This is a genomic window from Synechococcus sp. A10-1-5-1, from assembly GCF_023115425.1.
GTDB lineage: Bacteria > Cyanobacteriota > Cyanobacteriia > PCC-6307 > Cyanobiaceae > Vulcanococcus.
The window spans coordinates 462,388-474,020 of record NZ_CP096032.1 but is presented as its reverse complement, the minus strand read 5'-3'; the positions used below and the strand labels follow the sequence as shown (position 1 = coordinate 474,020).

Genomic DNA, 11,633 nt, shown 5'->3' with positions numbered 1-11,633 from the left:
CCCCAGCCTAGGGGCGAAGCAGGCTCAGGCCAGCTTCTTCTTCTCTTCGATCATGCGGTGAATGATCGGGGTCAGGATCAGCTCCATCGCAAAGCCCATCTTGCCGCCGTTCACCACGATCGAGGTGGGGCTGGACATGAACGAATCGTGGATCATGTCGAGCAGGTAGGTGAAGTCGATACCCCACTTCTCGCGAGCACCCTTGCGGAAGTGAATGATCACGAAGGATTCATCCGGGGTGGGGATGTTCCGGATCATGAAGGGGTTCGAGGTGTCCACGGTGGGGACACGCTGGAAATTGATGTCGGTCTGGCTGAACTGCGGGCAGATGTGGTTGATGTAATCCGGCATCCGGCGCAGGATCGTGTCAACGGTGGCCTCGGCGGAGTAACCGCGCTCGGCGTTGTCGCGGGAGATCTTTTGGATCCACTCCAGGTTGACGATGGGAACCACGCCCACGAGTAGATCGGCCAGGCCTGCCACGTCGTAGCCCTCGCCTTTCACACCGCCGTGCAGGCCTTCATAGAAGAGCAGGTCGGTGCCGGAGGGGATGTTTTCCCAGGGGGTGAACTGACCGGGTTCGAGGTTGGTTCCGAGGCGGGCGTTGTGGTCGGCAGCCTCTTCAACGGAGTGCAGGTAATAGCGCTTCTGGCCACCGCCGCTCTCGCTGTAGCTGCGGAACAGCTCCTCGAGCTTGTCGAACAGGTTGGCTTCGGGGCCGAAGTGGGAGAAGTTCTCGCCCTTGGCCAGAGCAGCGCCCATGGCCTCCTTCATGGCGGCGCGCTCGTAGCGGTGGTAGCTGTCGCCTTCCACAACTGCAGGGGTGATTCCCTCGCGCTTGAAGATGTGCTCAAAGGCACGCTTCACGGTGCTGGTGCCTGCGCCGGAGGAACCGGTGACAGCCACAACCGGGTGACGCTTCGACATGCGCAGGGATCAGTGGGACTGCCCGCGAGTTTGGCAGGTCGCGTGACCAAAAACTCCGATCCGTTGATCCCTGTTGCGGATCAGGCTTCCAGGGCTGCCAGCAGTTGATCGCCCATGGCCTTGCAGCCCAGTTGGGTGCAGCCCTGAGCCATCAGGTCACCGGTGCGATAGCCCTGGGCCAGGACCCGGTCGACGGCCTGCTCAAGGGCGCCCGCAGCGGCGTCTTGCTTGAGGCCCACCCGCAGCATCATCGCAGCGCTGAGAACCATTGCCATCGGATTGGCCTTGTCCTGGCGGGCGATGTCTGGTGCGGAGCCGTGGATCGGCTCAAACAGGCCAGGGCCGCTCTCGCCAAGGGAGGCGGAAGGCAACATGCCAATGGAGCCGCTGAGCATGGCGGCTTCATCGCTGAGGATGTCGCCGAAGAGATTGCTGGTGAGCAACACGTCGAACTGACGGGGGTTGCGGACCAGTTGCATCGCAGCGTTGTCCACGTACATGTGGCTGAGCTCCACGCCTGAGTAGCTGCTGGCATGCAGCGCTTCGACGCGGTCGCGCCAGAGTTGGCTGACGTCCAGGACGTTGGCTTTGTCGACGCTGCAGAGGCGGCCGCTGCGCTGCTGGGCGATGTCAAAGCCCACCTTGGCGATGCGATCAATTTCATCGTCGAAGTAGGCCATGGTGTTGAAACCACGCACCCGTCCATCGGCTTCGACGCGGCCTTTCGGGGTTCCGAAGTAGACGCCACCGGTGAGTTCGCGGACCACCATCAGGTCCACCCCTTCAATCACCTCCCGCTTGAGCGTGGAGGCATCAATCAAGGCCGGGATGATCTTGACCGGGCGCAGATTGGCGAAGAGACCCATGCCGGAACGCAAACCCAGCAGTCCGGACTCGGGACGCTTCTCGCGGGGCAGGGTGTCGTATTGGGGGGAGCCGATCGCGGCCAGAAGGACGGCGTCGGCTGCTTTGCAGGCCGCCAGGGTGCTGGCGGGGAGCGGTTCGCCGGTGGCGTCGATCGCACAGCCACCCATGGGCTGCTCGTCGTAGATCAGCTCGAAGCCGTGGCTGCGGCTCACCGCATCCAGCATCTGGCGGGCCACCGCCGTGATCTCAGGACCGATCCCGTCACCGGGGAGCAAGGTGATCCGGAAGCTGGTCATCGAAGTCCGCTCGGGCTCTGGGCAGGCGGCGAGGCTACGGCTTGGCTTGTTTCTCGAGCTGGCGGAGCGCCTTGGTCAGCTCGGGCAGTTTGTTGAAGACCGCGGAGCATCGCAGCCAGAGGCGATTGGGGATGGCTGGGTAGCCGCTCACGACCTCGCCAGCGGCAACTTCTCCATGGACCCCGGATTTGGACGAGGCGATCGAGCGATCCCCCATGACGGCCTTGTTGGCCAGTCCCACCTGTCCGGCCAGGATGACTCCGTTGCCGAGCCGGGCTCCGCCGGCAATGCCGACCTGGGCGGCCAGGGCGCAGCCTTTGCCGGTGGTCACGCCGTGGCCGATATGGACAAGGTTGTCGATCTTGCTGCCGGCTCCGATGCGTGTCTCCCCCACGGACGGGCGATCGATCGTGCTGCCACAGCCCACCTCAACACCGTCCTCGAGAACGACCAGGCCGGTCTGCGGCATCTTGCGCCAGCCGCTGGCGGTGGGAACAAAGCCAAAGCCCTCGCTGCCGACCACCGCATTCGAATGAACGACGCAGCCTCGGCCGAGGCGGGAGCCCGGGTGGAGCACGGCTCCCGCATGCAGTTCACAGCCATCGCTGATCTGCACGTCGTCGTAGATCACGACGTTCGGGTGGATCGTGCAGGAGGCACCGATCTGCACATCGCTACCGATGACGACATTGGCCCCGACATGGCTGCCCATGCCCACCACCGCCTCGGGGGCAATGACGGCGCTGGGGTGAACCCCCGGGGCTTTCGGGGCGCGGGGGTAAAGGGCCTCGAGGGTTTCAGCAAAGCCCAGACGCGGGTCGGCGAGGGCAACCCAGGCCATGCCCTTGGCGCTGGCTTCCGTTTGGGCGGCTTCGCATTCGTTGCCTTTGGCCGGCAGCAGCACGGCACTGGCGCCACTGGCATTGAGAGCGGCCGCCAGGGCATTGCCGGCCTCCAGGAAACTCACCTGACCACTGAGGGCCTGATCGAGGGCTGCCGCGGTTCCAAGTTCGGGATCGTCCCCGAGGTGGTGCTGAAGGGATTCGATCCCACCTGCGGCCTTCACCTCGCTCAGTTGGCTGAGCAGTTGGCTGAAGCGCATCGGCGGCAGGGGGATGTGGTGCGGATCGTAGGCCGATTCCGCAGGTCTCAGTTGCTGGCGATCACCACCAGGTGATCCCGGTGAATCACCACGCCGCGTTGTCCTTGGATCGCCAGCAATTCGTCACTGGCAACTGCGCAGAGGCCCCGGGCCACCTCCCGGCCGTCCTGGCTGATGACGCGTACCGCTTCGCGCCGGCCAAAGGTGCCCTCCACGTTGCGGACCCCAGCCGCCAGGAGAGAGGCTCCCTGTTCCAGGAGCGCCTGTTCGGCCCCGGCATCGACGGTGATGCTGCCCTTGGGCAGCAGCGCATGGGCGAGCCAACCCTTGCGGCTGCTCAGGGGTGTCTCACTGGGGCGGAAGAGGGTTCCAACCGGTTCCCCAGCCAAGAGCGCTTCCAGCACAGCGGGGTCGCGGCCATCGGCCAGGCGCACCTGAATCCCGCTGGCTGTGGCGATTCGCGCGGCTGAAAGCTTGGTCGTCATCCCGCCGGTGCCCCAGCGGCCTCCCCCCTTGGCCACACCGGCCAAGGCTTCGATCTCGGCGAGGGAATTGACCTCAGGGATCGGCCTGGCGTCGGCATCATTGCGGGGATCGCCGGAATAGAGGCTGTCGATATCGGTTAGCAGCACCAGCTCGTCGGCCTGGATGGCCACTGCCGCCAGCGCTGAGAGGGTGTCGTTATCCCCAAAGCGAAGCTCATCGGTCGCCAGGGTGTCGTTCTCGTTGATCACCGGGGTGACCCCCCAGCACAGCAGCTGCTCGAGGGTGCGGCAGGCGTTTTGGTAGCGACGCCTGGAGGCCAGATCGGCCCGGGTCAGCAGCACCTGGGCGACGCAGCGACCGTGGGCGGCAAAGGCCTGGTCATACAGGGTCATCAGCCGGCCCTGTCCGACGGCCGCTGACGCTTGTAGTGCCTCCAGTTCCATGGGTCGATCACCCAGTTGCAGGGCCTGGCACCCCAGGCCCACGGCACCACTGGTGACAAGCACCACCGGTTCCTCGCGCCGCCAGAGGCCGCAGAGGCTCGAGGCCAGATCGGCGATGACCTGGTCGGTCCCGCGGGCACCGGAGCCCCGCAGAACGCTGGTGCCGACTTTGATGACCCGGCGTTTTGCCATCGTTAGGAGAGGTCTGCTCCAGCGAGTTGGGCCAACTTCACCTCAAAGCGCTGCCAATGGTCATGGCGGCAGGCCTGACCACTGGGATCGATGGGCTTCACCAGCACGGTGTAGAGGCCCAGCCGATTCCCCACCAGAACATCGGTGAAGACGCGGTCCCCCACCATCGCCACCTGGGCGGGGGGGATGTCGAGTTGCTCAAGGACCCGCCGTAGGGGGGAGCGCCGCGGTTTTCCAGCACTGGTGGTGAAGTCCACGCCCAAGCGTTCGGCTACCCCGCCAATGCGGGCGCGGGAGGGGTTGTTGCTGAACAGGTGAAGGGGCATGGTCGCCTGGGCCTGCTTCAGCCAGGCCTCCATCGGTTCAGGCAGGGTTGAGCCCCGGTGGGGCAGCAGGGTCCGATCCACATCCAGGACCAGGGCCCTGATCCCCTGGGTCAGCAGGCCATGCAGGGGAAGGTCCACCAGGGTGCCGGCCGCCACCAGATCGGGCTGGAGCAGCTCAGAAATGGAGCGACGGGTCACCGAGTCAGTCGTCACCGAGTTCGCGGTCCTCGAGTTCCGCTTCGATCAAAGGCTGGACCCGCTCAAACTCCTCGCCTTCCACCAGCACGCCTTCGCCGTTTTCCATGCGGGCGACCACAAAGAAGGGATCCAGAGGGATGAACAGGCCGTATTCCTTGTCCTCGGCCTTGAACTGGATCAGCATTTCGTAGAGGTCGGTTTCGTCCTCTTCATCACCTTCGAGCTCGTCGTCCTCGTACTCCTCGGGGTCGGGCTCTTCCAGGTCACCACTGACGGTGAGGGTGACGGCGGAGCGCACGAGGGTCAGGTCGTGCTCCTGCAGCACCACATCCGCGATCGAGAGGATCGGCTCGGCGTTGCTCAGCTCTTCGATGACCTCGTCTTCGCCATTTTCGTTCTCGGCGATTTGAACCAAGCAGACCGGGGTGTCGACGGGGGTCAGTAGGGCGTAGTCCTTGCCCTCGAGAGGGATCAGTTGCTCAAGGAAGCAGAGCAGTTGACGCCCGCTCTGGTCCCGCACCAGCACGGTGGGGACATCACCGGTGCCGTTGATGCTGGGGCCGTCAGTGCTCATGGCGCATGGGGGAGATGCTCTCAGGATGCCTGGGCATCGGACCCCAGGCCAATCGCTGGGGTCGCCTTGCTGACCGCTGCCGGTTCGGGTCCTTCCTGCAGCCACTGCTCCAAGAGCAATGCGGCGGCGGCACTGTCGAGGGCTCCTGTGCGGTCACCGTGCAGGCCAAAGCGCTCGGCCGCATCCCAGCTGCTGGCGTACTCATTGACGAAGGCCAGGGGCAGCTCCAGATCCCTGGCTAGACGCTCGCCATAGCGTCGGCAGTGCTCCGCCTGGGCGGTGGGCTGCTGCTGGGCATCGAGGGGGAGTCCCACCACCAGTGCCACGATCCGGCGTTCCCGTACCAGGCTCTGGAGGTGCTTGAGGTCTGCGGGATAGCGGCCGCGATGGAGAGCTGGAAGCGCTTTGACGGTGAGGCCAAGTGGATCACAACCGGCCAGGCCGATCCGTTTGCGCCCCACATCCAGGGACAGCACCGATCGGGCGGCCGGCGCCGCCACTAGCGCTCCACCGGCGTCGGAATGGGCTTTTGCCCCGGCTGAAGCTGGCCGAGGACCGCTTCGAGCTTGCGGCTGACCACTGGGGTTGTTTGCGGAGCATGGCGGCGCCAGACACTGCGGGCCATCACTACTTCCTCCCCCTCGGGAGCCATCCCAAGGCTTTGCAGCCATTGGTTGTGCTCGTGCTTAAAGACATCACTGCGGATCAGTACTTCCCCCAGGCCGCTGGAGCTCTGCTCCAAGAGCAATTGCAGGGGTTCACCCAAGAGGTGTTGCCAGCCCGGGTGGAGGCTGAGTTCGAGTTCCGGTATGTCACGGCTTCCAGGCCGCAGTCGCCGGGCACCCGCAACGGCCTGTTGCCGGTTGGTGTCGAGCAGCATCAAGCTAGGTCGCTCGCTCTGATCAAGCAGATCGTCAACACGACGGTCCAGGAGCTGACGCAACTGCGCCGGCAGGGCGGCCTGCTCCAGCTGCCACATCGCCAGGGCCGTTCGGCGATTGAGAGGCAGCAGTTGCAAATCGGAGGGCAGGGCTCGATCCAGGGGCTGCTTGGGGGGTTCCCAGCGCCACAGCGTCTCATGGCGAAGTTGCTGGAAACCCTGTTGCCGCAGAAGGCCCAGGCGATTGCTGTCGGTGCTGGGGCTGGTGGCAATCCAGCTGGCTGCGTTCGGGCTCCCTTGGATTGCTGCGCGCACCAGAGCGGCTTCGATCGCCATCCGGCCCGCCTCACCCGCTTCCAGGCTGGCTTCACTGCTACGCAGGTGTTGGATCTGCCAGCAGCTGCCGCTGCGGTTGAGCCGTTGGCTCACCACCAAGCCCAGAGGGATCTGGGGGTCCCGGAAGGCAACGAAGATCTCCGAGGCCAGCGCCGGGCGGGGGGCCAGGCGGTGCAGCAGGCGCTCAGCTCCCTGCAGCAGCAAGGAGCGCTGCAGCATGGGCAACAGGTCGGTGAAGCAGGTGTCCTGCAAAAAAGGCAGCTGCCATCCCCGCAGCGGCTTCACCTGAAGGCTTGGTTGAGCGGCTGAGGACACGGCGGCGCCGAAGGGGCCACTCCCAATGTTATGGGCGATCGCTAGTTCGGGCGAACGAGCACCAGTGGGGTGCGCTCGTTGGCGTTGCCGGCGGGGTTGGGCTTGAGGGCGCGCTCCAGGAGGGCTTCGTCGCAGCCGGGGCTGGAGGCCAGCACCTTGACCCGGCCGAGATCATTGACATCGACGACCGCGACGGAGACTCCCAACTCAGTTGCCAACTGGCGGCAGACCTCGCTGCTTTGCACTGGGCCCAAAACAATCGTCTGGTCGTAGGGCGGGGTGGTGCCCGTCACGTCGTCGATCAGGCGGGCCTGTTCTCCGGCCAGCCGGTAGAACCAGCCCTTGGAGCCCACGAGCTTGAGGGCGGTGCCGGCGAGCCAGGCGCAAAGCACCCGGGCGGGGCCGACGTTGTCGATCAGGGTCTGCAGGCCGCAGGCGGTCGCCAGGGAGCTGGTGGGGTGGAACACGCGGCAGAGCAGCCGGGCCAGGCTGGAGGGCTGCAGGTTGGCCGGGTGGTTGTAGCGGCCCTGCATTACCGCCAGGGGTGTCTCACCAATGGTTAGGACGTCACCGGGTTGCAGTACGGCACCGGCGTAGTGGCGAAGCACCTCGGCTGGATCGTCGAGGGTTCCGAGGAGATGGGTGCGAATCGGCAACACGCTGCAGCGATCGCCTTGGCGCCAGTTGGCGGTGGAGACCTGAGCTGGAGCCGGCCTGCGCAGAGGAATCAGCACCCCATCGCGTTGCTGCAGACGACCGAAGGGGCCGTAGTTGATCCAGAGGATCTCCAGCCAGAGGGTGTCCAGCAGATGGCGCAGGTCGCTCCCGTCGGCGGCTTCGAGCGTGATCAGCGCTTCGGCTTGGGTGGTCTTGCGCCCTTTGACGATGTAGGCAAACCAATAGCCATCGGCGCGCGCGTCCTCATCGGGGTGCTGCGGGGTGAGGCTGCAGCGCACGTTGACGCCTGAGAGGTCCGAGCGGCCCAGCAGAGTGGGTTTCAGATCAATCTCAGGAACGAAGACCTCCATCCGTCGATGGGGGTTGCGGATGCTGATCGTTCCTTTGACGTGCCACTGGTTGCCGCTCGTGCGCTGCACCTTCCAGCCGCTGCTGCTCAACCGCAGGGGAGAGGCCGGCCGGAGGCGATGGCGCAGCTCCAGCCAGAGCAGCGCCAGGCCAAAGACCAGGGAGGCGATTAAGACAACGGCAAACAGGGCGGCCAACGGCAGAGCTTTGCGTTCTGCGGGAGCGTAGGTGGTGCAGCCGAAAAACCCGCTTAGCGTTTCGGCAACGCGGTGGTGAACTCCGATGCGCAAGACCTTCGTTCTCGATACGAATGTGTTGCTGCATGACCCTGAGGCCCTCACCTGCTTTGAAGACAACGCGGTGGTGATCCCGATCGAGGTGGTCGAGGAGATCGATCGCTTCAAGAAGGACCCCTCCGAGAAGGGCCGCAATGCGCGTCAGATCTCGCGCCTGCTCGATGCCCTGCGCGAGAAGGGCAACCTTGCTGACGGGGTGCCGATCGATGACAGCAGTGGCGGCACCCTGCAGGTGGTGTTCTGCCGCAGCGAGACCCTGGCGCAGTTGCCGCCAGAGCTGAAGGGCGGCAGCGGTGACAACAACATCCTGGCGGTGGCGCTCGAGCAGCTTCGCTCCGGCTTGATTGCCGATCAACCGCCGGTGGTGCTGGTCACCAAGGACACCAACCTGCGGATCAAGGCCGATGCTGTTGGTCTGATTGCCCAGGACTACACCACTGACAAGGTCGACATTGCGGACCTCTATCCCGGGGTCTGTGAGTTGTCCGCCAGTGCCACGGCGATGGACACCCTCAAGACCGAGGGGGGGCTGGCGCTGAGCGAGCTGCACTCGGCGGAGGGAGCAGCGCTCCAAGCCAATGAGGGGGTGACCCTGGTGGATCAGGCCCAGCCCAACCACACGCTCTTGGCGCGGTTTGATGCCAAGCGCCAACTGTTGGTGCCGCTGCAGCGCAGCACGCGCGCCCGACTGGGGAAGATCTCAGCCCGCAACCGTGAGCAGACCTTTGCCCTGGATCTGCTGCTGGACCCGTCTGTTCAATTGCTGACCCTGGTGGGTAAGGCCGGCACGGGTAAGACCCTGCTGGCCCTGGCGGCCGGCTTGCATCAGGTGGCTGATGAGCAGCTCTATGAGCGGCTGCTGGTGACAAGGCCGGTGATCTCGTTGGGCAAAGAGATCGGCTTTTTGCCGGGAAGCCTCGAGGAAAAGATGGGCCCCTGGATGCAGCCGATCATCGACAACCTTGATTTCCTGCTCGGCAATAGCCCTGAGGAAGAGGGGCGCTCGGGCGCGAAAGGCTCGTCGGGGCCTGCGAACCGTGCCGGGACCAACCGCGCCCCCCGCAGCAACTGGACCGACCTCAAGGGGATGGGTCTGCTGGAGGTCGAGGCGATCAGCTACATCCGCGGTCGCTCAATCCCGCGGCAATTCATGGTGGTGGATGAGGCCCAGAACCTCACCCCCCACGAGGTCAAGACGATCGTGACCCGGGTGGGCGAGGGCACCAAGATCGTTTTCACGGGCGACCCCTATCAGATCGATAACCCCTACGTGGATGCCGAAAGCAACGGTCTGACCTGGCTCGTGGAGCGCTTCAAGGGCCAGCCACTGGCGGGCCACATCACCTTGATCCGGGGTGAGCGCAGCGAACTGGCGGAGCTGGCGGCGAACCTGCTCTAGCCGCCTAGACCATCGCCTCCGGGCGCACCCATTGGTCGAAGTCCTCAGCGCTGATTTCACCGAGCACCAGGGCGGCTTCCTTCAGGCTCAAGCCATGCGTGTGGGCATGTTTGGCGATGCCGCTGGCGCGGTCGTAGCCGATGGCTGGGGTCAGGGCGGTGACCAGCATCAGGCTCTGGTTCAGCAGCCGCTCGATCCGCTTCTCGTTGGCCCTGAGGCCCTCGATGCAGTGCTCACGGAAGCTGCTGCAGCCGCCGGCCAGCAGCTCGATGCTCTCGAGCACGTTGTGGGCGATGAGCGGCTTGAAGACGTTCAGCTCGAAGTTGCCCTGGCTCGCGCCGATCTGAACGGCGGTGTTGTTGCCCATCACCTGGGCCGCGACCATCGTCAGGCTCTCGCACTGGGTGGGGTTCACCTTGCCCGGCATGATCGAAGAGCCCGGCTCGTTCTCCGGCAGGACCAACTCCCCAAGGCCGCAGCGGGGGCCGCTGCCGAGCCAACGGATGTCATTGGCGATCTTCATCAGCGAACCCGCCAGCACCGTCAGGGCGCCATGGGCTGTGGCCAGCGCTTCATGGCCCGCCAGGGCCTGGAACTTGTTTGGGGCGCTGCTGAAGCCGGTGCCCAGCCGCTCACTCAGTCGCGTGGCGACGGCTTCTCCAAAGCCCTTCGGGGCATTCAGGCCCGTGCCGACGGCGGTGCCGCCAATGGCCAGTTCCCGCACCCGCGGCAGGCTCTGGCGGATGGCCTCGATCGCCAGTTGAAGCTGGGCCACATAGCCGCTGAACTCCTGGCCCAAGCTCAGGGGAACGGCATCCTGCAGGTGGGTGCGGCCGATCTTCACCAGATCGGCATAGGCCGTGGCCTTGGCCTGCAGCGCGGCGGCCAGGCTTTCGACGGCCGGGAGCAGCCGTTGTTCCAGCTCAATCACCACGGCGATGTGCATCGCCGCCGGGAAGGTGTCGTTGCTGGATTGACTGAGGTTGACGTGGTCGTTGGGGTGCACCGGGCTCTTGCTGCCCAGCTCACCGCCGAGGGCCTCGATCGCCTTGTTGGCGATCACCTCGTTGGCGTTCATGTTGCTCTGGGTGCCCGATCCGGTCTGCCAGACCTTCAGCGGGAACTCCTGATCCAGCTCACCCGCAGCGACCTGCTCGGCAGCAGTCACGATCGCGACGCAGAGGCCCGCATCGAGTTTGCCGAGATCCCGGTTGGCTTCCGCGCAGGCGGCCTTCAGTTGGCCGAAGGCATGCACGATCGCCAGGGGCATCCGCTGGCCAAAGGGGAAGTTGCCAATCGAGCGCTGGGTCTGGGCCCCCCAGTAATGCTCGGCGGGTACCGCAATGGCCCCCAGGCTGTCGGTCTCTTGGCGCTGACTCATGGGGCGGCGACGATTTCGCTGTTGAGTTCGTTCACCTCGCGGTTGAGGCTGAGCTTCACATCACCCTGCGGGCGCAGGCCGGTGACTTGGCTTAGGGCCTCGTTAATGGCATCGATGCTCGCCGGGCCGCTCTCATCCAGGACAACCTTGCCGTCGTTGTTGATCACCACCACTTGGGGGATCACACCGCTCCAATAGCTGGCGGGATCGCTCGGGCCGTGGGTCTCGCGGTTTTGCAGCGGGTCGGTTTGCAGCAGGATCAGCTCGGCACTGCGCCCCCAAAGGCGCTGTAGTTCGTTGAAGACCACGGCGTATTGCTTGCTCGCGGCGCTGTCATCGAGGAAGAAGCCCAGCACGATCGCCCGGTGCTCATCGAGGGCCTGCGAGAGCGTTGTCCGCGGCGGCACGAGGGAGCCGTTGCCGGCATAGAGCGCATAGATGTTGCCGTCGTAGCTGTTGGTGTCCCGGGCGGCCTGGGTTGGTGCAGCAAGTCCAAGCACCAGAATCAAGCCGAGGGCCAGCGCTGCGAGGGGCTTCAGCAGCCGGGCCAAGGTGCGGGGCATCAATGCAGGGAAAGCTCAGGCCATTG

General features: G+C 65.1%; 12 protein-coding genes. 1 reads left to right on the top strand and 11 read right to left on the bottom strand.

Annotation, left to right across the window (positions count from 1 at the left end; translation table 11 throughout):
- Nucleotides 1–24 precede the first annotated feature (24 nt).
- The 9 genes from MY494_RS02495 to MY494_RS02455 form a co-directional block, all read right to left on the bottom strand.
- A complete protein-coding gene (locus MY494_RS02495; RefSeq protein ID WP_247911154.1) occupies nucleotides 25–927 on the bottom strand; it encodes a phosphoribulokinase in 903 nt (300 codons plus the stop codon).
- 80 nt (nucleotides 928–1,007) lie between these two features.
- Complete coding sequence (leuB, locus tag MY494_RS02490; RefSeq protein ID WP_247911153.1) at nucleotides 1,008–2,090, bottom strand: 3-isopropylmalate dehydrogenase; 1,083 nt, start codon at nucleotides 2,088–2,090, stop codon at nucleotides 1,008–1,010.
- Nucleotides 2,091–2,124: 34 nt separating this feature from the next.
- A complete protein-coding gene (lpxD, locus tag MY494_RS02485) occupies nucleotides 2,125–3,192 on the bottom strand; it encodes a UDP-3-O-(3-hydroxymyristoyl)glucosamine N-acyltransferase (RefSeq protein ID WP_247911152.1) in 1,068 nt (355 codons plus the stop codon).
- A 47-nt stretch (nucleotides 3,193–3,239) separates the two neighbouring features.
- Nucleotides 3,240–4,313, bottom strand: coding sequence for a glutamate 5-kinase (gene proB, locus MY494_RS02480; protein ID WP_247911151.1), 1,074 nt, complete (start codon nucleotides 4,311–4,313; stop codon nucleotides 3,240–3,242).
- Between the two features lie 2 nt (nucleotides 4,314–4,315).
- Nucleotides 4,316–4,852, bottom strand: a complete 537-nt coding sequence (locus MY494_RS02475; protein ID WP_256463420.1) for a YqeG family HAD IIIA-type phosphatase — start codon at nucleotides 4,850–4,852, stop codon at nucleotides 4,316–4,318.
- The gene (locus tag MY494_RS02470) at nucleotides 4,842–5,411 is read right to left on the bottom strand and encodes a DUF3727 domain-containing protein (RefSeq protein WP_247911150.1); all 570 of its coding nucleotides are present in this window, start codon (nucleotides 5,409–5,411) and stop codon (nucleotides 4,842–4,844) included. The genes MY494_RS02475 and MY494_RS02470 overlap by 11 nt, the downstream gene beginning before the upstream one ends.
- Nucleotides 5,412–5,431: 20 nt before the next feature.
- A complete protein-coding gene (gene ruvX, locus MY494_RS02465) occupies nucleotides 5,432–5,911 on the bottom strand; it encodes a Holliday junction resolvase RuvX (protein WP_247911149.1) in 480 nt (159 codons plus the stop codon).
- Nucleotides 5,911–6,942 (bottom strand): hypothetical protein, encoded by a 1,032-nt coding sequence (locus MY494_RS02460; protein ID WP_247911148.1) that lies wholly within the window; start codon nucleotides 6,940–6,942, stop codon nucleotides 5,911–5,913. The genes ruvX and MY494_RS02460 overlap by 1 nt, the downstream gene beginning before the upstream one ends.
- 41 nt (nucleotides 6,943–6,983) lie before the next feature.
- Nucleotides 6,984–8,165, bottom strand: coding sequence for a F420-0:Gamma-glutamyl ligase (locus MY494_RS02455; protein WP_247911147.1), 1,182 nt, complete (start codon nucleotides 8,163–8,165; stop codon nucleotides 6,984–6,986).
- 85 nt (nucleotides 8,166–8,250) lie between these two features.
- Between MY494_RS02455 and MY494_RS02450 the strand changes: the two genes are divergently transcribed.
- Nucleotides 8,251–9,663 carry a PhoH family protein gene (locus MY494_RS02450; protein WP_247911146.1) on the top strand — a complete coding sequence of 471 codons (1,413 nt, stop codon included), beginning with the start codon at nucleotides 8,251–8,253 and terminating at the stop codon, nucleotides 9,661–9,663.
- A gap of 4 nt (nucleotides 9,664–9,667) precedes the next feature.
- Here the strand turns inward: MY494_RS02450 and fumC are convergent, their stop codons facing one another.
- Both fumC and MY494_RS02440 read right to left on the bottom strand, forming a co-directional pair.
- A complete protein-coding gene (fumC, locus tag MY494_RS02445) occupies nucleotides 9,668–11,044 on the bottom strand; it encodes a class II fumarate hydratase (RefSeq protein ID WP_247911145.1) in 1,377 nt (458 codons plus the stop codon).
- Complete coding sequence (locus tag MY494_RS02440) at nucleotides 11,041–11,607, bottom strand: thylakoid membrane photosystem I accumulation factor (protein WP_247911144.1); 567 nt, start codon at nucleotides 11,605–11,607, stop codon at nucleotides 11,041–11,043. The genes fumC and MY494_RS02440 overlap by 4 nt, the downstream gene beginning before the upstream one ends.
- Nucleotides 11,608–11,633: the final 26 nt, after the last annotated feature.